Here is a 26119-nt window from a genome sequence, read left to right on the forward strand (position 1 = left end):
GGATCAGTTCCCTTCGAAGGTGACGGGCTCGACGTCCGAGCCGGTGAACTGCTCGATGACGAGGTTCGGGTACGCCTGGTTGTGGTCGTCGAAGGTGATCTCCTCGCCGCCGACGATCATCGGACCGTAGGTGTAGCCCGTGAGCGTGTCCTTGATCGACGCGGGGTCGATGCCCGGCGCGTCCTCGAGCACGGAGGCGAGGATCTGCACGCTCTGGTACCCGTCCCAGCCGACGTAGGCGTTGGCGACGTCGAAGCCGGCACCCTCCCACGCGGCGAGGTAGGCCGAGTTGCCCTCGGACTCGATCGATGCCGAGTACGAGGCCGAGTTGTAGCCGAAGAGCTCGTTGTCGGCGATCGCCGACTGCGTCATGTCGAGCTGGCCGGCGAGCGGTACCGACTTGAGGTCGGACGCGGCGTACGCCTCGTAGAACGAGCCGATCGTGGCGGACGCGTTGAGCCAGACGACGACCGCGTCGGGCTCGGACTGGCTGACGCGTGCCACGACCGAGCTGAAGTCGGGCGTCTCGAGGTTGACGAGGTCGGTCGAGAGCACGGTGATGCCGAGCTCGTCGGCCTTGGCCTCGATCGCCTCGGCGCCGCCCTGGCCGAACGCGCCGTCGTCCGCGATGACCGCGATCTCGTCGTAGCCGCCCAGCGAGTCGAGGTACTCGACGGCCGTCTGCGCGGTGATGTCGTCGCTCGGCGCCCAGCGGAAGACCCACTCGTTGCCGCCGACGCCGGCCTCCGCGGTGATCGAGGGGTTCGACGCGAGGTCGACGAGCAGCGGGATCTCGCTGCGCTGCACGACGGTCAGCGCCGGCAGGGTGGCATCGGAGCACAGGCCGCCGATGATGGCCACGACGTCCTGCTCGATGAGCGACTCGACGGCGGTCTGGCCGTCGGTCGCGTTGCAGGCGTTGTCCTCGACGACGAGCTCGAGGTCGCGGCCGTCGATGCCGCCGGCGGCGTTGATCTCGTCGACGGCGAGCTGCGCGCCGTCCACGGCGGGCTGCCCGAAGGCGCCGATCGCGGCCGCGATGGGGGCGGACATGCCGATGACGATGGGACCGTCGTCGTCGGCCGCGACGGTGGCGTCGCCGGCGGAGGCGCATCCGGCGAGTGCCATGGAGAGCGCGAGCGCGCCGGCGCCGCCGGCGAGCAGCGCGCGAGATCGGCGCGGGGTGGGGTTCGAGCGCATGGTCGTCTTCCTGTTCTGTGATCGGGATGGAGCTGGAGGTGCCGGTCCGGCGGGGAAGCGGGTCGGTGGGACGCCGTCGGGTGTCCGCCGGAGCAGTGGATCCGGTGCAGCGAGTATGCAGCGCCTGTTGAAGCGATTACTACGGATGTTGAACTCTGTAACACCGTGTTTACGACGTTGACACCATGTTGAATCAATTCGCTACATATGTTGAATACGCCGATCTGCGCCCGTGAGACGGATGCGAGCGGCGACACCCGACTGCGGCACCAGGAAGGCCCCCATGACCCAGCGCACACTCGTCGTCGGCACGTCCGGCACCATCGGCGGCGCCGTCGTCGACCTGTTCGACGAGGCCGGCTACGACGTCGTCCGCGCCGACTACGAGGTCGGCGACCTGCGCGTCGACATCACCGACAGCGCGTCGATCGCCGCGATGCTGGACGCCGTCGGCCCGGTCGACCACATCGTCTGCACGGTCGGCATGCTGGCGTTCGCCCCGATCGACGAGCTCACCAAGTCCATCGTCGAGGAATCGATCGCCGGCAAGCTGACCAGTCAGGTCGACCTCGTGCTCCAGGGCCAGCGCGTCGTCCGCGACGGCGGTTCGTTCACCCTCATCTCGGGCATCATGAGCCGCTTCCCCTGGCGCACCGGTGCCGGGGTGTCCGTGGCGAACGGCGGTCTCGACGGGTTCGTGATGGCCGCTGCCGCCGAGCTCGGACGCGACCGTCGCATCAACGCGATCTCGCCGAGCATCCTCACCGAGTCCATCGAGGCGCGCGGCGGCGTGAACCCGCTCCCCGGCTACACGCCCGTGCCCGCACGCCGGGTCGCCGAGATGTACCTGCGTTCGGTGAGCGGCATCGAGAACGGTGCCGTCTTCAGCGTCGACTGACGCCTCGCAGGACGAACCCCACCAGGACAGACACACGAAGGAGACCCCCATGGCGCACATCGCCGTACTCGGCGCGACCGGCAGGACCGGACGGGAGATCGTCGTCCGCGCCCTCGCGAAGGGCCATCACGTCACCGCACTCGTCCGCCGCCCCGACGCACTCGGCGTCGAGGACGAGCACCTCTCGGTCGTCGTCGGCGACGCGACCGACCGAGACGCCATCGACCGCGTGCTCGACGGTGTCGACGCGGTCGTCTCGAGCCTCGGGCGCCCGGCCGCCGGGTTCACCCGCGCCGAGATCGACGACGGCGAGGAGGTGTACGTCTGCGAGACCTCCACCCGTCACCTGTTCGACCTCGGCCCGGCGCACGGCGTGGACCGCATGTTCTTCATGAGCACCCACGGTGCGGGCACGAGCAACGACGGCAGCCCGTACGTGGTCCGGCTGCTCGAGCTCGTCGGCAATCGCGTGGTCGACAAGGACCGCATGGAGGCGTTCCTCGCCGCCAGCGACGCCCCGATCCGCTGGACCGTCTGCCGCAACCCCTACATCTACGAGGGACCGGTCGGGCAGCCCCACGGCGTGCACGAGTCGATCGAGCTCGACTCCAGCTCGCAGGTCACCTACGCCGACCTGGCCGAGTTCGCGATCGGCGAGGTGCTCGACCCGCAGTACGCCGGGAAGTTCCTCACCATCACCGAACCGCTCGACCCCGCGAGGCGGCGCCCGCAGTGACGATGTTCGCGGCGACGCCGACCGCCGGGGCCCCGACGACCTCGCTCCGCGACCGCGCGGAGATCGCCGAGGTGCTGTCGCGGTACAGCCAGGGCGTCGACCAGCGACGCTGGGACCTCTTCGCGTCGGCGTTCGCGCCCGGCGCGCGCATCCGCATGACCCTGTTCCCCGGCCGCTCCTACACCGCGGCCGAGTTCCGCGGATTCCTCGCCGACGGCTACGACGGCGTGCGACTCTCGGGCCAGCACGCGCTCGCCAACCCGCTCGTGACGTTCGCCGACGACCAGGCGACCAGCGCGGTCGAGTTCCTCGCGACGACGCTCGAGGCGACCGGCGCCGACGGCCGGACGGTCCGCGGCACCGCCGCCGGGCTCTACCTCGACCGATGGACGCGCACCGACGCGGGCTGGCGCATCCGGGAGCGCCTGCTGGTGCTGAAGACGCTCGACGAGCGCCCGGTCGAGCCGGCGCCCGCGCTGCGCGACGCGATCCTCGGCACCCGGGACGCCTTCGTGGCGACCGGCCCGCACACCCCCATCCGATTCCTCGAAGGAGACCCCATGCCCCTCACCCCCGACGACCTCGCCGCCCGCGCCGAGATCCACGACGTGCTGATCGCGTACTGCCAGGCGCAGGACCAGGAGCTCTGGTCGCTCTGGGACCGCGTGTTCACGCCCGACGCCACCGTGCGCATGCCGGGCGTGACCGACGCGGCGTTCACGCCCGACCAGCTGCAGGGATTCCTCCGGCAGTTCAATGCGACGCGGGTCTCCGGCCAGCACACCGTGTCCAACGTGCTCGTCGACCTCGACGGCGACACCGCGCGCACCGTCAGCGAGCTGACCGCGGTCACGCTGCAGACCACCGACCGCGAGGGCGTGCTCAAGCGCTCCCGCAGCGCGGGGCTCTACGTCGACGACTTCGTGCGCACCGACGAGGGCTGGCGGATCCGCAGCCGCACGACGCTCCAGAAGCTGGTCGAGATCGACGACGTCGAGTACGACCCCGCGCTCATCGCCACCTTCGCCCTGTCGAAGGAGCATGGCTTCACGATCGACTGACCCGCCTCACCCGGAGGCCGGCACCGCATCCACCTCCGCCGGCCGCGGCTGGCTCGGGTGGGGCGCGTCGCCCAGCCGCTCCTGCTCGCGCCACATCGCGGCGGCGAGCTCCTCGCGTACGGCGCGGTACGCCGGGTCGTGCGCCACGTTGCGCAACTCGGCCGGATCGGCCTCGAGGTCGTACAGCTCCCACTCCGGCGGGTAGGTGAACGGGCCGGTGCCGGGCAGTCCCAGTCCGTCGTTGTAGTAGTAGATGAGCTTGTACCGGTCGGTGCGGTAGCCGTAGTGCGCGGGCGCGTGGTGGAACGCGTCGTCGTGCTCCCAGTACCGGTAGTACATGCCCTCGGCGGGCGGCGACGAGGGCTCGCCCACGAGGTCGCCCCAGAAGCTCCGGCCCTGCATGCGCGGGTGGTGCGCCACGTCGGCAGCGTCGAGCAGGGTCTGCGCGAAGTCGACGTTCGTGACGATGCCGTCGTGCACCCGTCCGCCGGTCAGCCGCCGCGGATAGCTCAGGAGCATCGGCATCCGCAGCGACTCCTCGTACATCATGCGCTTGTCGAACCAGCCGTGCTCGCCGAGGAAGAACCCCTGGTCGGACGCGTACATCAGCATCGTGTCCTCGAAGTCGCCGCGCTCGCGGAGCCAGTCGATGACGCGCCCCACGTTGTCGTCGACGGATGCCACGCAGGCGAGGTAGTCCTCCATGAAGCGCTGGTACTTCCACAGCGCCGCGTCCTCGTACGAGAGCCCCTCCGGCGGGGCGACCTTCAGGTCCTCCTCGTTCAGGTTCTCGGCGAGGCGCAGCAGCGCCCGCCGGGTCGACGCCGACCGGGTGTCGTAGTCGTCCCAGAACGTCTCCGGCACCGGCAGCGTGTCACGGAACCGCTCCGCGTGCTCCGGCTTGGGCTCCCACGGCCGGTGCGGCGCCTTGTGGTAGATCAGCACGCACCACGGGTCGCCACCCGGCAGCCGCTCGACCCAGTCGAGGGCCAGGTCGGTGATGACGTCCGTCGCGTACCCCTCGGCGATGCGCTCGCCCTCGGCCGACAGGAACAGCGGGTCCCAGTACTCGCCCTGCCCGTCGTGCCCGACCAGGATGTCCCAGTAGTCGAACCCCTCGGGCGTGTTGCCCTCGCCCTCGCCCATGTGCCACTTGCCGACCATGGCGGTGCGGTAGCCGGCGGCCTTGAGCTGCGACACGAACGTCGGCTGGCTCGCGTCGATCGGCGTCACGAGCGTCGAGACGCCGTTCACGTGGCTGTAGGTGCCGGTGAGGATCGACGCCCGGCTCGGCGAGCACAGCGCGTTCGTCGCGAAGCAGTTGTCGAAACGCCAGCCCTCGCGCGCGATCTCGTCGATGCGCGGCGTCGCGTTCAGCTGCGACCCGTAGGCGCCGATCGCCTGCGACCCGTGGTCGTCGGTCAGGATCATGACGATGTTCGGGCGACGGGCGGCGCTCATGCGGTGCGCCGTTCCGGTGCGGGGTCGGATGCCTCGAGCCCGGCGGGTGCCGGCACGGCCGGCGCGTCGGGGGCGACCGGCATCGCGTCGGCCCCGGCGGCATCCGCTCGCCCCATGCCCGCGGATGCCGCGGCGGCCCGCTCGTCGGCCTGGTAGGTGGTCTCGTCGAGTCCGCTCTGGGTGGGGTCGTAGTCGACCTCGCCGACGTCGTACATGGTCGTCATCCAGTGGTAGAACTTGTCGCCCCGGTCGCGCAGCACGCGGTACAGCCGCTGCATCATCCGGCCGCGCACGGGCTCCATCTCGGGGTGCGCGTACACGTTCTGGAGCTCGTCGGGATCGCGCTCGAGGTCGTACAGCTCGTTCACCGAGTCGGGGTTCACGACCAGCTTGTAACGGTCCTCCCGGAGCATCCGCTGCGGGTACGGGAAGTGGTGCCCGTGGAACTCGCACACGATGTCGGCATCCCACTCGACCTGCTCCCCCGCCACGAGCGGCACCAGGCTGCGCGAATCGACCGCCGGCGACGGGTCCAGGCCCGCCAGGTCGAGGATCGTGGCGGTGCAGTCCAGCAGGCTGACGAACTCGGTCCGCACCTGCCCGGCCGGCGCACCCGGGATGCGGACGATGCCGGGGGTGCGGTAGATGTCCTCGTACATCGCCGGGCCCTTGTCGTGCAGCCGGTGCGCGCCCGTGAACTCGCCGTGGTCGCAGGTGAAGAACACCGCCGTGTCGTCGACCAGGCCCAGGCACTCGAGCGCGTCCATGACCCGGCCGATCTCCATGTCGATCAGGGCCACGTAGCCCCAGTACACCGCGATGAGCTTGCGCGTCACCTCGATCGGCATGGTGTCGAAGGTCCAGTGCGCGCTGTAGTTGCGCTGCACCGGTGGCTTGCCCTCGAACGTCTCCGAGATCGACTTCGGCAACTCGATGTCGGCCGGATCGAACATGTCGAAGTACTCGTCGGGCACGATGTACGGCAGGTGCGGCCCGAAGAAGTTCAGCTCGAGGAAGAACGGCGTGCCGTCCCGCTCGCCCTCGGCGGCGTACCGCTCCAGCAACTCGATCGTGCGCGTGGCCAGGTAGTGCTCGAACGTCGCCTCCACCGGCTGGTGGAGCCGGGCAGCCAAGAGGTTGCCCGGCCCACCGTTCGGCAGGGTGCCGCGGATGCGGTCGCTGATCGCGTACGGCGGCAGGCCACGCTCGCGCAGGTAGCCGAGGTAGTCCTCGTTCTCCACGGGATTGTGCCAGCCGGGAAGGTCGGGGCCGTCGAAGCCGAAGTCGGCGGCCTGCTTCTCGGTGCCGGCATGCCACTTGCCGACCAGTCCCGTGTTGTACCCCTCGTCCCGGAGGGCCTCGACGAAGGTGAACGTGCCCTCGTCGAGATCCTCCAGGTACCCGACGTTGCGCTCGTGGTTGGCGAGCACGCGATGCCGGAACGGGGCCTGACCGGTCAGCAGGCTCGCACGAGCCGGCGTGCAGATCGCGGTCGGCGTGTACCAGCGGTCGAAGCGCGTGCCCGTGCGGGCCAGCTCATCGAGCACCGGGGTCGCCGCCAACGCGTTCCCATACGCCCCGAGCGTGTCCGCCCGGTGCTGGTCGGTCATGAGGAAGAGGATGTTACTCGGCATCGTGGATTACTCGCCCGCCTGCAGGAAGAGGTCGCCGGTGTAGAACGAGGTGTCGACCGTGCTCTCGAGCTTGCCGGAGCCGACGAAGTAGTCGACCATGCCGTTCAGCCACGAGTCGACGGTGCCGTCCTCGGTCAGGGTGTCGAGCTCCTCGAGCGAGAGCACCTTGTTGTTCGAGGCGTCCGCGGCCACGTCGGCCTCGTCGAGGGCGTTGTACGCGGCGGTCAGGGCCACGGCCTCGTCCGGGTTCTCGTAGCGGAACGTGATGGCGTCGCGCAGCGCCTTGAGCACGCGCTCGACCTTCTCGGGCTCGTTCTCGACGACGTCGTTGCCGGCCACGAACGCGGTCGGGAACGCCACGGTGTCCTCGAAGTCGGAGTTCTGGGCGATCTCGACGAGGTCGGGCACCTGCTCCTTCACGGTCGCGAGGGCGGGGTACCAGAACCCGGCGCCGTCGACCTGTCCGGAGGCCAGCGCCGAGACGATCGCGGACGGTTCCATCGGCACGAGCTCGACGTCGTCCTTGGTCATGCCCGCCTCCTGCAGCGCGAGCGTGAGGATCATGTCGCCCGAGGTGCCCTCGGGGACGGCGACGGTCTTGCCGCGCAGGTCCTCCATGGTCTCGATGCCGGGCTGGCCGACCACGCGGTCGGACTGGCCGAGCGTGTTCATGGCGACGATCTTCGCCTCGCCCGACGCGGGCAGCCAGAAGGCGCCCGGCCCGATGTAGCCGAAGTCGAGGTCGCCCGTGCCGAGCGCCTGGATCTGGAGGGGGCCGTTGGTGAACGACGGGGTCTCGACCTCGAGGCCGTACTTCTCCCAGTAGCCCTGGTCGTCGGCGATGGCCAGGAGGCTGGTGCCGTTGAAGTCGGGGATGTAGCCGAAGTTGACCTGGATGGTCTCCTGCTCGTCGCCCGATCCGGCGTCGGCGCCGTCGGAGGCGTTGGATGCGCAACCGGTGAGCGCGAGTGCGACGGCCGCGCCTGCGGCGACGATGCCGGCGAGCTTGCTGTGGGTCCTCATGGTGGTGATGTTCTCCTCGTGGGTGTCAGGCCGTCCGCGGAGCGGACGACGCGGTTCCGGCATCGCTGCCGGGGTTCTGGTGGTACACCGAGTGCCAGACGCGGTTGCGCAGCTCCCCGAACTCGGGGCTCAACCGCATGTCCTCGGTGCGCGGGTAGGGCAGGTCGACGTCGATCACGTCGAAGATGCGACCCGGGCGGGCCGCCATCACGATGACCCGGTTCGCGAGGAACACGGCCTCGTCGACGTCGTGGGTGATGAACATGACAGTGCGCTTCTCGGCGCTCCAGGTCTCGAGCAGCTGCTCCTGCAGCTTCACGCGGGTCAGCGCGTCGAGCGCGCCGAACGGCTCGTCCATCAGCAGGATCGACGGGTTGACGGCGTAGGCGCGGGCGATCGCGCAGCGCTGCTTCATGCCACCGGAGAGCATCTTCGGCAGTGCGTCGGCGAACTGCTGCAGGCCGACCATCTCGATGAAGTGCTCGGCGCGCTCGCGGCGCTCGGCCTTCGAGACGCCGGCGACCTTGAGCCCGAACTCGACGTTCTTGCGCACGGTCAGCCACGGGAAGAGCGCGTACTGCTGGAAGATCACGCCGCGTTCGGGTCCGGGGCCGGAGACCGACTTCCCGTCGACGAGGGCCTCGCCGCCGCTGGGCGTCTCGAGCCCGGCGAGCACGTTCATGAGCGTCGACTTGCCGCAGCCGGAGGGACCGACGACGGTGACGAACTCGTTGTCGGCGATGTCGAGGCTGACCCGGTCGAGGGCGACGAACTCCTCGCCCTTCAGCGGGAAGGTCTTCGAGACCTCGCGCACCGAGATCTTCGCGGTGGAGGTGGGGGTCGTGGTGGTCATCGGCGTTCCTGCCATCCGGTCAGCTGGGTTTCGGCGAAGAGCAGCAGGCGATCCATCACGAGACCGAGGATCCCGATCAGGGCGATGCCCACGAAGATGGTCGCCAGGTCGTAGTAGATCTGCGCCTCCTGCATCCGTCGGCCGAGGCCGGCCTGCGCGGCGAGCAGCTCGGCGGCGACGAGGGTGGCCCACGCCGATCCGAGGCCGACGCGCATGCCGACCAGGATGAACGGCGTCGAGGCGGGCACGACGACGCGCACGAAGATCGTGCCGTCCTTCGCGCCGAGCACGCGGGCCGCGTTGATGAGCGTGCGGTCCACGCTCACGACGCCCTGGTAGGTCGAGATGACGCAGGCGAGGAACGCGGCCAGGAAGATGACCACGATCTTCGGGATCTCGCCGATGCCGAGCAGCACGAGCACGAGCGGCAGCAGGGCGAGCGGCGGGATGGTGCGGAAGAACTGGATCCACGGCTCGAACAGGCCGCGGGCGGTGGTGTACCAGCCCATCAGGAAGCCGACCGGGATGGCCGCGGCCGAGCCGAGCAGGAAGCCCGCGAGCACGCGCCCGAGGCTCGCCATGATGTCCTCCTGGAGGATGCCGGCGTTCCAGAGCTGGATCGCCTTCGCCACGACCTCGGGCGGTGTCGGCAGCTGGAAGCCGTTCAGCGCGAGCAGCCACCAGATGCCGATGCCGCCGACGATCGAGACGGCGTTGAGGATCAGCAGCCGCATGCGCTTCGAGAGCCCGCCGCCGCGCGGTGCGCGCTCCCGGCCGCCCTGCGCGTCGTCGACCGAGGTGATCGCGCTCGTGCGCATCCCCTCGACGACGACCGCGGTCTCCTCGGTGCCGGTCGCGGGCTGCGCGCCCCGGTCCTCGGTGCCCTGCGTCTCGTCCATCGTGCTCACCCGCGCCACGGCGCGACCTCGCTCGTTCGTATCGGTGCCTGGTTCACTGTGCGCTCCTTCGCTGCGGTGCGGTCTCAGCGGATGCCGCGGGGTCGGGGTATCCGGCGAGCAGGGGGGACTGGTGGAAGATCGCCGCGATCGCACCGAGGGCGCCGTCGCTGTCGCGCAGCTGGGCGGCGCGCACGATGTGCGGCTGGTCGGACGGGATCGAGTAGAGCTCGTAGCGGAGGGTCGCGGCGGCCTGCTCGACGAGCACGGGCGCGATGCGCACGATCTCGCCGCCGATCACCACCTCGCGCGGGTTCAGCGTCATGGCCGCGGCGCCGAGCACCCGCCCGATCGCGGAGCCGACCTCGCGGAGCACGGCGTCGACGGCCGGGTCGCCCATGGCGACGGCCGCGGCCAGGTCGTCGATGGTCGCCACGTCGGCTCCGGTGTCGGCGCAGGCGCGGAGGATCGCGGGCACCGAGGCGATGGTCTCGAGGCAACCGCGCTTGCCGCATCGGCAGGCGGCGCCCGACGGGTTCGCGGTCACGTGCCCGAGCTCGCCCGCGAAGCCGCGCGAGCCGGTCACGAGCCGCCCGGCGACGACGAGCCCGCCGCCGACGCCGTCGGAGAGGCGGAGGTAGATGAGGTTGTCGACGGCGTCGGGCCGGTTGATGGCCTCGGCGAGCGCCGCGAGCCGCGTGTTGTTGTCGACCATGACGGGCGCGTCGAACCGCTCGGCGAACGCGGTCTCCACGCCCTCGGGCGCGAGCCTGGCCTTCCAGTTCACCGCGGGGGCGCCGGCGGCCGCCCCCGTGTAGGGACCCGGCACGCCGATTCCGACCGACTGCAGTGCGCCGTAGTGCACCCCGGTCTCCCGGCTGATGCGGTCGATGACCGCGAAGGCGATCTCGAGCCGGTCGGCCCACGGGGTGTCGTCCGCGTACCGCTCGACGCCCTGCGCGACGACCTCGTGCGAGGCGTCCGCCACGGCCACGTGCACGCGCCGGTGCCCGAAGTCGACGCCGAGGAACTGGCCCGAGTCGGGGTCCAGGGCGAGGCGCTCGGCGGGGCGCCCGCTGCCGGCGCGGGTGGCGGCGTCGGTGTCGGCGACGATGATGGCGCCGCGCTGCAGCAGCTGGGCGGTGATCTCGGAGAGGGTCGTGCGGCTGAGCCCGACCTGCCGCGCGAGCTCGCCGCGGCTGAGGGCTCCGTGGGTGCGCAGGGCGGCGAGCACCCGCTCCTCGTGGGTCCGCCTCACGAGGGCGTGGACTCCGGTCGTCGTCGACATGCGTGCAAGATTCGCAGCCCCGAATTTTTCCGTCAACAGACCGACAGAAAAACTTCGAAGATCGGTCGACCCTCCTTGCAGAACCGGATGCGCGCCTCCGCGCCGGACGCGGCGACGGGGCGCCCACCCGCAGGTGGACGCCCCGTCGGACGGCGCCGCGGCCCTCAGCTGCCGGGGCGCGCGACCGTCAGCACGTTGCCGGTCGGCCCGGACTGCTCCAGCCGCACGACGCCGGGCACGGCGGCCTCGTCGATGCGCGAGGCATCCGACCAGTACCCGGCGTTCGGGTTGCGGAAGAACGTCGCCCAGACGGTGCCGTCCTCGTCGACGAACATGTTGTTGTGCCCCGCGCCGACGCCGAGGGTGTACCGCTGCGTGTACGGCCCCTCGAACGAGTCGGACACCGCGACGACCGCGTCGTACTGGTCCTTCGTGCCGGTGCCCGGCAGGTACGACCACGACGCGTCGTCGCCCGACCCCGACTTCAGGGCCCAGACCGCGTGCATGAGGTAGTACTGCTCCCCCACCTTCGTGACCGTGGCGCCCTCGAGGTAGGGCTCGGGACCGTACGCCCGCTGCGTGAACGTCGGCAGGTCCGTCGGCGTCTCGATGTCCTCCATGTCGGCGGTCATCTTCGCGTACAGGTCGTTGTGGAGCACCAGGTACGCGTCGTCGCCTTCGGCGAAGAGCCCGCCGTCGATGTGGTAGTACTGCGGGTTGCCCGCCCGCACCGGCTCGCCGAGCGGGTGGTCGATGCTCCCCTCGATGTTGCGGTACGGCCCCTCGGGCCCGCCCTCGCTCTTCAGGATGAACGAGCCCGTCAGCGTGCTCTGGTCGCCCATGCACGCCACGAGGTACCACTCGCCGTCGATGTAGTGCAGCTCGGGCGCCCAGGCGTTGCCGGCCCGCGTGGCCGGGTCGTCGGGGTTCTTCCAGGCCTGCCAGTCGGCCACGACCGTGCGGTCCGCGGTGTTCTCGTCCACGAACTCCGGCGACCACACCTTGCCCGTCGGCTCGTCGGGGCGGATGCCGGTGGTGTCGGCGAGCGTCCACGGTCCGTCGAGGGCCGGTGCGGTCCAGACGTAGATGCCGTCGTTCCAGGGCGCCGCCTTCGTCAGCCCCTCGGCACGCGTGGTGCCGGTGGCGACGTAGAGCGGCTCGCCGTCGACCTCGAAGCGGTTCACATACGTGTCCCGCATCCAGACCCGACCGAGCTCCTCGTCCTGCGGGCGCAGCTCGAGGTCGAGCACCATCGAGTTCTCGTCGGTCGGCACCAGCTCGCTGCGCCCGTCCGCGGTGCCGTAGGGCATCGGGATCGGCCAGCTCACCGGCGTGGTGCGCGAGTCGCCGCCCATGTCGTAGGTGCGCACGTAGTCGAACTCGGCGGTGGCGCCCGGGCGGTTCATCGAGATCAGCCCGATGCGCAGGTCGCCCCGCACGGGCATCGTCCAGACCCCGCCCCACTGCCAGTCGTCGCCGTCGACGCTCGACGCCATGCGGATCTCCCACTCGTCGGCGGCCTCGTCGACCTGGGCGTACAGGCGCAGCCACGTGGTCTGGGCGGCCTCGGCACCGAACATCGGCGCGTTCGCCACGGCGGTCGGCGTCGGCGTGGTCGGCCGCTCGGCCTCCTTGCCGAACTCCAGCTGGTGCAGGAACGTCCCGCCGACGCGGTTCAGCGGCAGCACGGTGTGCGTGAGCTTCACGTACCGGTCGTCGGTCTCGTAGAGTACGAGCCCGGCCTGCTGCGCGGCGAGCGTCGCATCGAAGGTCAGCTTCGTCTCCACGACGAAGTCGCCCGCCGGGGCGTCACGCAGGAGCACCGACGCCGAGTTGTTGGTGCGGAACAGCTCCGCGCCCTGCGTCGGCCAGACCAGCTCGCCGTCGCTGACGTTCGGCCCCGACGCGGGCTCGCGCACCCACGTCCAGGCGTCGTCGGCCGCCGCGGGCGCGCCGTCGACGTCGAACTCGTCGGAGTGCTCGGGCAGCAGCGCGCCGAGCTGCGGGTCGGGCACGCGCTCGGTGACCGGCTCGTACAGGGCTGCGGCGCTGAGGTTGTCGCCGTCGACGGATGCCCCGTCGGCCGCGATGCCGATCGCGCCGTTCGACGTGGCGTCGTCGGGTGCCGTCACCGCGACCTCGGCGAGCGGGTCGCGCAGGCCGTCGGCGGAGACCTCGGCGGCGACCTCGTCGCCGCGCCACTCGAGCGCGACCTGGTGCCACGTGTCGTAGGCGAAGGTGTCGGGCAGGGGGGCGACGTCGGTCGAGACCACGTCGCCGTGGCGCACCTCGAGACGGAACTCGCCCGCCGCGCGGTCGATCCAGGCCGTCGCGCCGTTCTGGCCGCGGTCGCCCGCGACGAGCCCGGCGGCACCGGCCGCGCCGTCGCCGGCGAGGCGCAGGTCGGCCTGCACGCGCAGGTCGCCGCTGACCTTGTCGGACGTGACCAGTGCACCGGCATCCGTCGCCGCCACCCGCGCGAAGCCACCCGCATCGATCTCGTCGGCCGCCTCGGCCACGGCACCGCCGCGGGTCTTCCAGTCACCCGGCACGCCGTCCTCGAACGCGCTGCCGAGAAGTCCCTCGGTCACCGGCGCGACCTGCTCGCCGCTCGACGGGCCGGCGCCCGCGTTCACCACGGGCCAGCCGTCGATCCAGTCGAGGCGGTCGATCATGAGCGGCCGCTTCGACAGGTTGAGGTTGCCGGCGCGGGTGGCCACCGTCGGGAAGTCGGGGTCTGCCGTGGGGATCGCGTGGTAGACCAGCCAGTCCTGCCCGGCGAGGTCGGTCTGGATGGCGTTGTGCCCGGGCCCTGCGAAGCCGTTGCCGTTCGAGGCGAGCACGTAGCCGCCCGTGCTGCCCGGCGTCATGAGGTCGACGCCGTGGTCGTCGAGGAACGGCCCGCGCGGGTCGTCGGCGCGTCCCACCTTGACCGTGTAGCCGCTGAACGACCCGTCGCAGCATCCGGCGTCGGAGTACATGAGGTAGTACCAGCCGTCGCGCTGCACGACGAAGCCGCCCTCCATGCGCCGCGCCTGCCCGATCTGCGTGACCTCGCCGACCAGCTCGGTCGCGTCGGCGTTCAGCTCGGAGACGCAGATGACGTCGTAGCTGCCCCAGTAGAGGTAGTGGGTGCCGTCGGTGTCGGTGAACAGCGCCTGGTCGATGTTGCCCGTCGGGCAGCCGGCCACCTGCGCGCCGCCGAAGTAGCGGCCCTCGTCGGTCCACGGCCCGGTCGGCGTCTCGGAGGTCAGCAGGGCCACCCCGCCGTTGGAGAGCGAGTAGGTGAGGTGGTACCGCCCGTCGAGGTAGCGGATGTCGGGCGCCCACGGGCGCGTGCCGCCCGCCCAGTAGGAGGGCAGGTCGGCGCCCTCGGGGTAGACGTCGCCGACGTACTCCCAGTCGACCATGTCGGTCGAACGGAGGATCGGCAGGATGTGCTCCCCGTCCTCCCCCTCGCTGTTGAAGATCGGGTTCGTGGTGCCGTAGGCGTAGTACGCGCCGTCCTTCGCCCGGATCATGGCCGGGTCGGGGAACGTGTCGACCACGCCCGCGCTGACGGGGTTCGTGTACGTGCCGGGCGTCGGCTCGGCCGACGCCGCCTCGGGCGGCCCCGCGAGGGCGGGGAGTCCCCCGCCGACGAGGAGGGCCGCCGCGATCGCGGCCACCGCCCCGAGGTTGGCTGGTCTGGTTCGCATCAGGTGTGCTCCTTCTCCGTCGAAGTCGCCGCGCGCGGGCGCACGGCAGCACGCGCGCCGCGGTGGCGCGCGAGACCATGGGAGAGCCGCGCCCGGCCCGATCGTCATCGCGTCGGCAGCCTGGGCGCTCCCCCGGAAGTGCTTCGCGACCCATCAAATGCGCGCGCGATTTTTCCGTCAAGACGGCGACGGAAAGGTCGCGGGAATCCGTTCGGGAGGCGGCGGAGCGGCGGCGGAATCCGCGGCACGTCATGCGCGGCGGGCTCGTCGACGAACTGCGGGCGGCGGATGCCCCGGGGCGTCCGCCGCCCGCTGCGGTGTCTTGAGGGTCAGCCGAACACGGCCGGGTCGGGCCCGGTGCGCCCGTCGGCCGATGCGAGGCCGTCGATCGCCGCGAGCTGCTCGTCGGTCAGTGCGAAGTCGAACACGTCGAAGTTCTCCGCGATGCGCGACGGCGTGACCGTCTTCGGGATCACCACGCGACCACGGTCGAGGTGCCAGCGCAGGATGACCTGGGCGGGCGAACGACCGACGGATGCCGCGATCGACGCGATGGTCGCATCCTGCAGCGCGGTGCCGCTGCCGAGCGGGCTCCACGCCTCGGTGACGATGCCGAGGCGGTCGCAGGCGGCCTGGATCTCGTGCGGCTGGAACAGCGGGTGGAACTCGACCTGGTTGAGCGCGGGCACGACGCCCGTCTCCTCGACGAGGCGGTCGAGGTGCTCGGGGAGGAAGTTCGAGACGCCGATGGCGCGGGCGCGACCGCTGGCGGCGATGTCGGCGAGCGTGCGCCAGGTCTCGACGTAGCGGTCGGCCGACGGCACCGGCCAGTGGATCAGGTAGAGGTCGATCGCCTCGACGCCGAGTCGCTCGAGGCTCGCGTCGAAGGCGCGCAGCGCCTCGTCGCGGCCCTGGTCTGCGTTCCAGAGCTTCGTGGTGAGGAAGATCTCGTCGCGCGGCACGTCGGAGTGCGCGATCGCGCGGCCGGTGCCGCGCTCGTTGCCGTAGATCGCTGCGGTGTCGATGCTGCGGTAGCCGACGCGGAGCGCCTCGGCGACGGCCGCCTCGGCCTCGTCGTCGGGCACCTGCCAGACGCCGTAGCCGAGCGCCGGCATCTCGAGGTCGGGGGTCAGTCGGTGGGTCTGCACGGGCGGATGCTCCTCGGTCGTCGGGGTCGGGTGGATCAGAGGTCTCGCGCTGGCGGGCGCGCGCCGGTTGCCCGAGGCATCCGCCGCAGCGCCGGGCGGGGCTCAGGGGCGGACGGGGTGCAGGAAGTGCAGCTCGGAGCCGTCGCCGACGATGTGCTCGCCGAGCGCCGCGTTGAACGGACCGCCCGCGGGGCTCGCCAGGTGCGCGTCGAACGCGGCCTGGTCGACGTACTGCTCGTAGACGACGAACGCGTGGTCGTCGTCGGCGGCGGTGAACGGCTCGAAGACGAGGTTGCCGGGCTCCTGGCGCACCACGTCGGCGAAGTCCGCGATGAGGTCGGCGACCGCGTCGCGGTGCCCGGGCAGGGCGGTGAAGGTGGCGGTGAGCGTGACGGTCATGCGCGACTCCAGACGGCGGCGACGGCGACGGGCCGGGCCGCGTCGCTGGGATTCCGAACCTGATATTACAGGTGACCTGATATTACAGGTACGCAGGCCGGTGCGCAGCCCGGTCGTGCAGCAGGTGCGAGCGAGCGGATGCCCCGGGCATCCGCCCACCGCAGTCGCACGCTAGGTGAGCGCGAGCTCGTCCGCGTAGACGAGGCGGAGGTCGCGCACCTTGCCCGACGCGAGGATCGGAACGCCGAGCGGGTCGCCGCGGTGCACCTCGTACTCGGCCAGGCGCACCCGCAGTCGATCGCCCGGCTGCGTATCGGGCAGCGGCACCACGCCCGCCCACTGCACGTTGCCGAGCGCCGCGCCGCGGGCCTGCGCGAGCGTGAGCACGACGTCGAGCCCGAAGGTGTCGCCGACGAGCTCCCAGTCGAGGTCGCCGGTCGCGCCGGCGGGCAGCCGCTCGATCCACGCCTCGACGCGGCGCGAGGCCGCGACGCGCGTCTCGGGGTTCGGCAGCGTCGCCGCGTGCTGCGGGACGCCCAGCGGCCCCGCGAGCGTCACCGCCACCGCGTCGCGCTTCGCCGTGACGACGTACGTCGCCTCGCGGCGCGGCACGAGCTGCACGAAGTCGGCCTTCACGACGGTCGAGAGCTCGACGCTCGGCACCGAGTGCTCCTGGTAGCGCGCGAGCGCGAGCTGGATGAACGGCGTGTACGCTTCGCCCGCGTCGACCTGCAGGTCGCAGTACCAGAGCCCGCGGCCCTCGTCGTACTCGGGCTGGTGGCCGACGACCGTGACGTGGTCGTTCACCTCGGCGAGTCGCACGCTGCCGACCGCGGTGCGCAGCGCGAACTGGTGGATGAACGGACCCGAGCCCATCGGGTCGCCCGCGAACACGGGGTCGGCGCCCCAGGCGGTGGTGAACCGGCGCCCCTCGGGGCCGGTGCCGGCGAACAGCCCGAAGTGGGCCTCGATGAGCGACGCGGTGGCGTCGGCGACGCCCGTGGCGACGAACCGCGGGTCGGCCGCCCGTCGCGACGCCACCTCGCGCGCCGCGTCGGCGAGGAACCGCTCCTCGCGCGTGCGGACCCGAAGGCCCGCCACCGGGTCGACGAACTCCCTGCGGCCCCGCGCGGCGGCGTGCGCGACGAGCGACGCCGATGCCGACTGCGGCCCCACCGGCCGCTCCCCCTCGGCCCGCAGTGCGCGCCCCGCCCACTCGTCGGCGACCGTGCGCAGCAGCTCGCCGCCGGCGATCTCGTGCAGGAGGTCGTCGCGCCAGGTGACCCACGGCTGCGTGCGCAGCACGACGCCGAGCAGCTCGTCGGGCCCACTCGAGAACCACGGCCGCCCGAGGTACACGCGCAAGCCCCCGCCCGTGCGCACGCGCCGCACCGCCAGGGGCGAGCCGCGCACGCCGAGGTGCTCCTCGTGCCACTCCCACGTGGGCACGATGTACTTCACGAGCGGCGCATCGGGCCGGGCGCTCGACGGCACGTCGACCTGGGCGAGCACCGGCCCCACCGCGGTCACGAGGTCGGGTCGGCTCGTGATCTCGGGCGGGAAGTACTCGCGGAACCGCGTGGTCGCGGTCGCGCGGTAGTCGACCCAGCGGTGCCTCGTGTCGCCGAACTCGTGGCGCACGAGGTGCGTCGGCCCGACGGCACCGGTCGCCGGGGCGGCATCCCGGTCGATGCGGGCCTTCGCCTCGGATGCCTCGAGCTCGAAGTCGCCCACGTGCGCACCCTTGTCGTGCTCGACCCAGCGCTCCTGCAGCACGTCGTCGACCGGGTCGACCCACGTCGCGTCGATGTCGATGCGCCCGGTGCTGGCCGCGTGGTTGTGCACGGCGCCCGGCAGCCGCGAGAACGTCTCGGCGAGCGCGCGCAGCGGCCGGCCGTCGAGCACGACGACCGGGTCCTCGAGCGGCTGCTCGACCGCGTGCACGACGGTGAGCTCCGACCACGGCGTGAGCATCCAGTTGCGGCCCTCGACCGCCTCGACCACCCGCGCGTCGGGCGCCGGGGCGAGCGACTCGTCGAGCAGGTTCCAGATGCGCAGCAGTCGCAGGTCCTCCTTGTCGAGCACCGAGGCGAGTCGCACGACCGCGAGCGTGGCCTTCGGCAGGCGCACCGTCAGGAGGCGCTTCGCGGCGTCGAACTGCGCGGCGCCGGTGCCCTCCTCGATGCGGACGCGGATGGGCAGGCGCTCGTGCCAGCCGGGGCCGCCGGTCGGCCACGGCTCGGTCTTCGTGCTGCCGCCCGGCTCACCCGGCAGCGTGGTGAGCGAGAGCCCGCGCGAGAGCGGGTCGGGCAGGTACGGCAGGCCGAGCGCGGGCGTGTCGTGCACGACGTACTCGCCCTCGGCGAGCCGCTGCCCGCGGTCGCCGGTGAGCACCGTGGGCGCACCGAGGTGGTTCACGACCTCGGCGCCCGCGAGCGTCAGGTAGTTGCCCGACTCCTTCGCGGCGATCGCGAACTGCGCCGCCACGTCGGCCGCGGTGCCGTCGAGTGCGGCGTCGAACTCGCCGTGCGTCTCGGCGAGCTGCATACTGCCGAGCGGCGGGGCGAGGTGCCGCTCGTTCTCGACGCGGTAGACGATGCCCGCGCGACCGCTCGGCTCGTGCCCGTCCAGCCCCTGCACGCGCGGCATCGCCACGTACGTCGCGACGGGCACGTCACGCGTCGAGCGGATCACCATGCGCATGAGCGACTCGCCCTCGGTGAACTGCGTGAGCGGCACCACGGCGGGCGACGGCACGGGCTCCCAGCGCTGGTAGGGGCCGGAGAGCTCGCGCTCGTGCGCCGGGTCGAGCTGCTTCGACGGAATCGACCCGCCCGAGAGGTCGACGGCACGGATGCGGAAGCGGTAGTGCCGGCCGAACCGGAGGCGCGGGAGCGAGCCCTGGACCACCCCGAACTCGGCGGCGAGCGGGAAGCCCGAGTCGGCGACTTCGCGCTCGTCGGCGTCGACCGTCGCGAGCTCGTCCTGCGGCCGACCGGGCCGCTTCACCGCGAGCGACCAGCCGTCCCACCCCGCGAGCGTCTCGTGCAGGTACTGGTCGGCTGCCGGGTCGGGGTCGCCGCTCGAGGTCGTCGCGCCCTTGAGGTACCCCTCGTCCGCCTCGGGCTGCACCGACAGCGCCACGGGCGGCGGCACCGGCTGGTTCGCGCCCGGCGGGGGCTGCACGAGCCGGTACTCGCCGCGCCGCTCGTGCAGCGAGAACCACTCCTGCTGCCCGCCGTCGAGGTCCTGCACGTCGATGCGCCAGCCGCGGGTGACGTCGGCCACGTCGAGGTCCGCCGGGTCGCCGGTGGTGCGCGCCTGCTCGTGCGCGGCCGACCGATCGAACTGCCCGACCAGCTCGGCGGCCCGGTTGCGGCGCGCGAACACCACGCCCGTCGATCGCAGCGCCGGCAGGGTCGCGTCGTCGGGCGTCATCGAGCGCTCGGCGGGCGCCTTCCGCGCCTCGTCCTGCCGCTGCAGCGTACGCAGCAGCTCGGACACCTTCATCGCGGCCCCGTCGGGGTCGACCTGCTCGAGGTCGAAGCGGTCGTCGAGGTCGATCGCGAGGCTGCCGTCGACGATGTCCTGGTTCTCGGTGCGCGACGCCGGCGCCCACACCTCGTCGGTGCGGTGGAAGAAGGTCTTCGGGCGCGCCGCGGGCGGGTGCACGAGCTGGTCGAGCGGCGAGACGCCGCCCGCGTCGACGACCTGGATGTCGCCGTGCGCCTGGATCGCCGGGTCGTCGGTGATCCAGACGTCGATCGCCAGCCCGAGGTGCCGCAGCAGTTCCGGGTAGTCGGCGCAGCGCGACACGAACGAGTGGAACTCGGGCGGCACCGGCTTCGGCATGTCGGCGGCGATGGCCTGCTCGCTCCACGGGTCGTCGGTGCGGTCGTAGAACGCGGTCGCTGCGGCGAGCGCCACGGCAGGGGCATCCGCTGCGCCCTGCAGCTGCTCGAAGTCGATCGCGCGCGCCGGAGCCCCCGGCCCGCCCTGCTGCCCGCGCAGGTCGGAGAGCATCTGCTTGATCGCGAGGCGGCGTCCGAGTTCGCGTTCGAGCCCGCCGAGCCGCTCCCCCGGGTCGAACTCCTGCAGGATGCCGCGGAGGCCCGCGATCGTCGGGTGCTCGTCGGAGTGCATCGTGACGACATCGCGGTAGAGGCCGGTCAGGGCGGATGCCACCTGCCCGACCGGGTACGAGTGCACGGTCGCCTGCTCGAAGTGCTGGAACTGCGCCTCGCCGACGCTCGTGGTGCCGAGCACCTCGGCCCACGCGTTCGAGTCGGGCGCGATCGGGGTGTCCATCGGGGCCGCCTCGACGGTGCCGATGCCGGTGACCTCGAGCTGCCAGACGGCGTCGCGCACCGTGGCCGGCCAGTCGGCGAACGCGGGGAAGTCCGTGATCGGCAGCAGCACGCCCGGGCCCGCGCCGGTGGTGAGCTTCGGCGTGACGAAGATCGTCACGCGCAGCCGCTCGCCGTCGATGCGGCCCGCGGGAATGGCGGTGAAGATCGCGTTCTCGTCCATCACGTCCTCCTACGGAGCCTCGGGCGCGAACGCCGCGCAGTAGTCGGCCCACGGATCCTTCGGCACGCCGAGCGCCTGGAACGGGCCCATCATGTCGACGAACGTCGGGTCGCCCTTCGACCCGGCGAACTGCTTCTCGCAGCTCACCGACACCGAGAACGAGACGAAGCAGACCGACACCTCGATGCTGATCGACGCCTTGCCGACGGCCTTCTCGTTGCCGTTCTGGTTGCGGTAGCTGAGTTCGAGGTAGAGCTCGATGCAGGCCGAGATGAGGCCGAGCACGTCGACCTCGCCACGCGCCCGGAAGTAGCCGGTGAGTTGCACGAGCTGGTCGTCACCCTGCTGCTCGAGGCGGAAGTAGATGCCCGCCATCACCGAGATGCTCCCCGACGCGACGCCGAAGTTCATCGACACCGCGGCGCCGAACTCGAGGGCCGCCTCGACCACGCGCATGCCGTCGGGTGCGACCGTGAGCGCGAAGAACCCGCCGCCCGCGAACAGCGACACCTGCAGCCGGAACGGGTCGTCGCGGGTGGCGAAGTTGAACCGGAACTCGAGCGACTCGCCGATGAACGGCACCGAGAGCCGGGCGCCGACGTTGATGTTGGTCAGCGCGAACATGCCCACCGCCAGGTCGGGAATGGCGAGGTCGAAGCCCGCGGTGATGCCGCTCGCCGACACGTCGAGGTACGGCGGGTCGCTGAAGCCGTCGAACGGGATGACCTTCTTGATCGCCTCGATGAAGGCGAGCGGTCCGACGAACTCGATGCCCTTCGCGTCGTCGAGCTGCACGTCGACGTCGGGCTTCTTCCCGCCCTGCACCGAGAACGCCATGACCGCGACGCGGATGATGATGAACTCGGCGTCGCCCACCAGTCGCAGGTCGAACGGCGGGAGCGAGCAGGAGACGAGCGCGCCGGGCGACTTCGACGCGTCGAGCGGCGCCTGCACCTCGGCGACGAGGCGGAGCATCCGATCGTCCTTGGGCTCGAAGACGGGCTTCGCCGCGTTCGCCGGCCACTGGCCGAGCTCGGTCGACCACTCGAGGCGTGCCGACACCTGCTCGGGCACGGCGAGGCCCTTGTAGAGGTTGCGGAGCGCGGTCACGACGGTGCCGGCGGTGCCCGCGACATCGGCCAGGCGATGCATGACGGATGCCGCCTGCTCGACCTGCGGCCTCGCCAGCGGGAGGTTCGGGCCAGCGTCGTCGAGCGCCGTGGCGATCGTGCCCGCGGCTGCACCGATGTCGGCGACCACCTGCTCGAGGTTCGGCGCGGCATCCGCGTCGGCCGCGAGCTGGCCGATCGCGTCGGTGAACTCCTGCGCCTTCGTTGCGAGTGCCGTGGCGGCGTTCTGCACGTTCGCGCCGAGCGTCGCGAGCTCGCCCGCCTGCGCGGTGACGAAGGCCTGGGCGCGGGCGACCGTCTGCTGCGCGGTTGCGGCGGCGTCGAGCACCTGGGTGACGAACTTCGGCAGCACGCCGTTCGCCGCAGGCAGGAGGTCTCGCAGGTCGATGACGCCGAACAGCTTCGCCGCGCTCGCCGGGAACATCGCGCCCATGTCGAAGTTCGCCGGGTTCGTGGCGAGCGTGGCGAGGTCGCCGCCGACCGGGCCGACCTTGCGGGCGAGCGCCTTCACGCCGATCGACGGGCTGAGGAACGCGCCCGACCGGTCGGACTGCGAGCCGAAGTCCATGGTCGGCGGCGCGGTCGGCAGCGGCGCGCCGGCCGCATCGGCGAGCTCGAGGAACAGCCCGCCCGCGTTGCCGGCCGCGAACCGGCCGCCGCGGTAGGCGTCGGCGATGCGCAGCGGCACCGGGCCCGACTGCCCGGTGAACGCGGCCATCGCGGGCACCGGTGCGGTGGCGACGCGCAGGCGCGGTACGACGTAGTTCGGCCTGCCGCCGTGGTACGCGTCCTCGAACCGCACCGTGGTGGTCGGCAGGGCGGTGTCGCCCGGGTCGTTGCCGCCGTCGGGCTCGGCGTAGGCGACGAGCTGCCCGCCCAGCTGGTAGGTCGGCGACGCATCGTTGACCGCCTGCAGCACCGGCGCGCTGCCGGTCTCCACGGCGGTCTTCTCGGCGAACACGAGCGGCCCCTCGAACTCGACGAGGTGGTTGTCGACGTCGTTGGCGAGGAACCGGAAGTGGAACGGCCGGCTGCCCGCAGGTGCCGCACCGCCCTGCCCGGCATCGGCCGTGGCGATCTCGGGCACGAACACCTGCCCGGCCGCGGCGATGAGCGAGTGCGGCAGGGCGAGCGGCGGAGTCACCCGCGTGAGGATGCGCACCCACCGGAACGGCATCGCGTTGTCGAGTCCGGGCACTCCCGCATGCAGGTACGAGCGCTCCGGCTCGCGCACGATGATGAACAGGCGCTGGTAGAGCGTCGCCATCCCGTCGCCCGCGACCCGCCGCTCGGTGACCTTCACGAGCGACGCCCGGTGGCCGAACGGCGCGAGGATGCCCGCGTAGACGACCTTCACGTAGTGGTCGCGCGCCATGGTGGCGCGGTGACGCCACTCCTCGATGCTGAGGCCTTGGGCCGGGAACCCGAACTCCGCCTCGCTCGCGAGCCAGCCGCCGAGGCCGGTCAGCATCAGGTGCTCGACCTGCGCGGGCCGCGCGACGTGGCCGGGCTTGGACCAGCGGTGGTTCGAAGTCAGGTGCACCAGCTGCATCCGATCGCGCACCGAGAGGCTCGCGCGGAAGGGCGGCAGCGTGCCGAGGTTGCCGAACTCCTCCAGCGGGAACGCGGCGTCCTCGTCGGCCGCGCTCCGTCCGGGCACGAAGTCGCGCGTCCAGATCGCGCGCACCTGGCGCGTGTCGGGGTCGTCCTCGTCGACCGGCGAGGTCGTGGCGGCGGCGATCGGGAACACCTGACCGGCCTCGGCGTCGCGCGTGCCGAGGCGGGTGTGCCACAGCTCGACACGGCCGTCGTGGGCGACGTCGTCGATCGCGTGCATGAACCCGCCCGAGGCGTGCGGGCTCAGCTGCATGCGCCACGGCAGCTCGATCGCGGTCTCGGTGGAGGTCGGTGCGCGCGGTGCGGGCGGGCGCAGGTCGAGCGCCGGCACGGGCGAGAGGTCGATGATCGCGCCCGGGCCGGATGCGACGGCGCCGACCGCGCTCGCCGGGCCGAAGCGCGCCTCGACGACGCCGGCGGTGCGGTGCAGGCGGGCGGCGGCCGCGGCGGCCGCGAGAGCGCCGGCCGAGGCATCCGGAGCCAGCTCCAGGTTCGCGAGCTCGACGGATGCCGCGGCGTCGGGCCTCGCCGCGATGCGCTCGCGCAGCACCGCGCGACGTGCGGCCTCCTCGAGGAAGGCCGATGCGCGCGTGGTGGCCTCGAGCACCGCGCCGACGTCGGTGACGAGGTCGGGGAAGCGGCGGAGCGGGGTGAACGAGACGGCGTGCGGGGCGACGCTGAGCGGCAGCAGGCGCATCGCGGCGAGCAGGCCGGTCTCGGTGAACGGGATCTCCTCCTCGGTGACGCGGAAGGCGAGGCGGCTGGGCCGGGAGAGGATCGCCTCGACCGGGTACGTCGGCGGCTCCGGGGTGGACGGGTCCTTCCGCTCGGGCGGCTCCGGTTCCTTCGCGAAGCTCGTCACCGGGCCGGCCGAGTCGAAGAACGCCTGCTCGAGCAGGTGCTGCGGCCCGAAGACTGCGATGAGCTGCGCCGGGCGGCCGGCGATCTCGCGCGCGACGACCCGGCGCGTGCCGGAACCGCGCAGCGCGAGGTTCACGAAGCGGAATTCGACGTCGATCAGGTCGCGCGGGCGGAACAGGCGCACCGACGGCAGGCTCTCGCCGGGCGGTCGCCCGCCGAAGATCGCGCCGATCCGTTCGAGGAAGTGCGCGCGCACCGGCATCGCGACGGCGGGTCGGAAGACGCGGCCGAACGCCGCGACGAGGTTCGGGTCGATGGGCGGCATGGTGCGCTCCCCCATGGCCCCCGCCCTGCCCCGCAGGGCCGAGGTCGTGCTCGTGGCTGGTGACGTGAAGTGCTCTCGGGCCGGACTCCCCCCCGCCGGCGCGGGCACGTGGTCGGCCGCCGCTTCCGCGGCACCGGCACCGCGGTGCCCACGTTTCCACTCGGGGCGGCCGGTCACGTCAGTGCCATCCCCCAATACCGGCCTGCGGCGGAAGCCCCGGGCGGGCGCGGTGCGCTGCCTCAGGCCGACTCGCGTGCGACGAGCTCGGTCGGGAGCGACATGCGCGCGCCGGGACGACCGTCGATCACGTCGAGGAGCATCCGCACCATCTCGTGCGCGATGCGTTCGAAGGGCTGGCGCATCGTGGTGAGCGCCGGCGATACGCGGGTGGCGGTGGGGGCGTCGTCGAAGCCCGCCACGGCGACGTCCTCGGGCACGCGGCGACCCGCCGACCGCAGCACCTCGAGCGCGCCGGCGGCCATCACGTCGTTGGCGACGAACACGGCGTCGAGGTCGGGCACCCGGTCGAGCAGCTCGCGCATGGCGCGCACGCCGCTCGCGCGGGAGTAGTCGCCGTGGGCGACGTAGCGCTCGTCGTACGCGTCGCCGAGCTCCTCGCGGTATCCGGCCAGCCGGCCGACGCCGCCCGAGGTGTCCTCGGGGCCGGTGATCGTCGCGATGTGCGAGCGCCCCTGCTCGCGCAGGTACGCGACCATGTCGCGCGCCCCGCCCACGTCGTCGGCGGTGACGTAGCCGATGCGCCGCTCGTAGCCGAGCGGAATGCCGCACGAGACGAGCGGCACCTCCCCCTCGACGAGGCGCTTGAGGAAGTGCTCGCGCCCCGCGTGCGACGACACCAGCAGCGCGCCGTCGACGTGGCCGCCCATGATGAAGTCGGTCGCGCGGCGCTGCTCGTCGTCGGAGCCCGCCATGATGAGCACGAGCGGCAGGTCGCGCTCGGCGAGCGCGTCCGCGGCCCCGCGCATGAGGGCCGAGAAGTTCGGGTCCTCGAACAGGCGGTCCTGCGACTCGGTGAGCAGGAACGCGATCGAGTTGGCGCGCGAGGTGGCGAGGTTCCGGGCGTGCGGGTTGATCCGGTAGCCGGTCTTCTTGATCGCCTGCTCGACCGCGATGCGCGCCTCGTCGCTCACCCAGTGCCCGCCGTTCAGCACGCGCGAGACGGTGCCGCGCGAAACGCCCGACTCGCGCGCGACGTCCTCGATCGTCGGCCGCCGGCGCGGGGTGTGGTCGCTCACGTGGCCAGTGTAGGCGCGGGCACGGGCCGGGCGCCCGACCGCGCGCGGCGCCCGCTCCGGGGCATCCGGCCGCGACGCCCGCGCCGGCGCGCGATCGGCGTCGGT

Annotated in this window: 16 protein-coding genes; 3 read left to right on the forward strand and 13 right to left on the reverse strand. The window is 72.1% G+C overall.

The window, feature by feature from the left end; all coding sequences use genetic code 11:
* Positions 1–3: 3 nt before the first annotated feature.
* Positions 4–1200, reverse strand: a complete 1197-nt coding sequence (locus ABZK10_RS02555) for an ABC transporter substrate-binding protein (RefSeq protein WP_353807614.1) — start codon at positions 1198–1200, stop codon at positions 4–6.
* A 283-nt stretch (positions 1201–1483) separates the two neighbouring features.
* Here ABZK10_RS02555 and ABZK10_RS02560 point away from each other — a divergent pair, with 283 nt between their 5' ends.
* From ABZK10_RS02560 to ABZK10_RS02570, 3 genes are read left to right on the forward strand one after another with little or no spacing between them, the layout of a single operon-like run.
* The gene (locus ABZK10_RS02560; RefSeq protein WP_353807615.1) at positions 1484–2098 is read left to right on the forward strand and encodes a short chain dehydrogenase; all 615 of its coding nucleotides are present in this window, start codon (positions 1484–1486) and stop codon (positions 2096–2098) included.
* Between the two features lie 49 nt (positions 2099–2147).
* Positions 2148–2834, forward strand: coding sequence for an NAD(P)-dependent oxidoreductase (locus ABZK10_RS02565; RefSeq protein WP_353807616.1), 687 nt, complete (start codon positions 2148–2150; stop codon positions 2832–2834).
* A gap of 2 nt (positions 2835–2836) precedes the next feature.
* On the forward strand, positions 2837–3895 hold the full coding sequence (locus tag ABZK10_RS02570) for a nuclear transport factor 2 family protein (protein WP_353809588.1): 1059 nt from the start codon (positions 2837–2839) through the stop codon (positions 3893–3895).
* A 6-nt stretch (positions 3896–3901) separates the two neighbouring features.
* On the opposite strand, the gene ABZK10_RS02575 is transcribed toward ABZK10_RS02570, so the two are convergent.
* From ABZK10_RS02575 to ABZK10_RS02630, 12 genes are all read right to left on the reverse strand, one after another.
* Positions 3902–5356 (reverse strand): sulfatase family protein, encoded by a 1455-nt coding sequence (locus ABZK10_RS02575; protein WP_353807617.1) that lies wholly within the window; start codon positions 5354–5356, stop codon positions 3902–3904.
* Positions 5353–6990 carry a sulfatase family protein gene (locus ABZK10_RS02580; RefSeq protein WP_353807618.1) on the reverse strand — a complete coding sequence of 546 codons (1638 nt, stop codon included), beginning with the start codon at positions 6988–6990 and terminating at the stop codon, positions 5353–5355. The genes ABZK10_RS02575 and ABZK10_RS02580 overlap by 4 nt, the downstream gene beginning before the upstream one ends.
* Before the next feature lie 6 nt (positions 6991–6996).
* Entirely contained in the window at positions 6997–8013 is a 1017-nt protein-coding gene (locus tag ABZK10_RS02585; RefSeq protein ID WP_353807619.1) for an aliphatic sulfonate ABC transporter substrate-binding protein, read from the reverse strand.
* Positions 8014–8038: 25 nt separating this feature from the next.
* A complete protein-coding gene (locus ABZK10_RS02590) occupies positions 8039–8866 on the reverse strand; it encodes an ABC transporter ATP-binding protein (protein WP_353807620.1) in 828 nt (275 codons plus the stop codon).
* Entirely contained in the window at positions 8863–9765 is a 903-nt protein-coding gene (locus ABZK10_RS02595) for an ABC transporter permease (RefSeq protein ID WP_353807621.1), read from the reverse strand. The genes ABZK10_RS02590 and ABZK10_RS02595 overlap by 4 nt, the downstream gene beginning before the upstream one ends.
* 52 nt (positions 9766–9817) lie before the next feature.
* Positions 9818–11050, reverse strand: a complete 1233-nt coding sequence (locus ABZK10_RS02600; RefSeq protein ID WP_353807623.1) for an ROK family transcriptional regulator — start codon at positions 11048–11050, stop codon at positions 9818–9820.
* 164 nt (positions 11051–11214) lie between these two features.
* Positions 11215–14748: a family 43 glycosylhydrolase gene (locus ABZK10_RS02605; protein WP_353807624.1), complete on the reverse strand. Its 3534-nt coding sequence runs from the start codon at positions 14746–14748 to the stop codon at positions 11215–11217.
* Between the two features lie 329 nt (positions 14749–15077).
* Positions 15078–15863: an aldo/keto reductase gene (locus ABZK10_RS02610; protein WP_353809589.1), complete on the reverse strand. Its 786-nt coding sequence runs from the start codon at positions 15861–15863 to the stop codon at positions 15078–15080.
* 135 nt (positions 15864–15998) lie between these two features.
* The gene (locus ABZK10_RS02615; protein WP_353807625.1) at positions 15999–16295 is read right to left on the reverse strand and encodes a putative quinol monooxygenase; all 297 of its coding nucleotides are present in this window, start codon (positions 16293–16295) and stop codon (positions 15999–16001) included.
* A 171-nt stretch (positions 16296–16466) separates the two neighbouring features.
* Entirely contained in the window at positions 16467–20825 is a 4359-nt protein-coding gene (locus ABZK10_RS02620; RefSeq protein WP_353807626.1) for a hypothetical protein, read from the reverse strand.
* A 9-nt stretch (positions 20826–20834) separates the two neighbouring features.
* A complete protein-coding gene (locus tag ABZK10_RS02625; protein WP_353807627.1) occupies positions 20835–24773 on the reverse strand; it encodes a hypothetical protein in 3939 nt (1312 codons plus the stop codon).
* Positions 24774–24997: 224 nt separating this feature from the next.
* Complete coding sequence (locus ABZK10_RS02630) at positions 24998–26014, reverse strand: LacI family DNA-binding transcriptional regulator (protein ID WP_353807628.1); 1017 nt, start codon at positions 26012–26014, stop codon at positions 24998–25000.
* Positions 26015–26119: the final 105 nt, after the last annotated feature.

It is taken from the genome of Agromyces sp. SYSU T00194 (genome assembly GCF_040496035.1).
Taxonomy (GTDB): domain Bacteria; phylum Actinomycetota; class Actinomycetes; order Actinomycetales; family Microbacteriaceae; genus Agromyces; species Agromyces chitinivorans.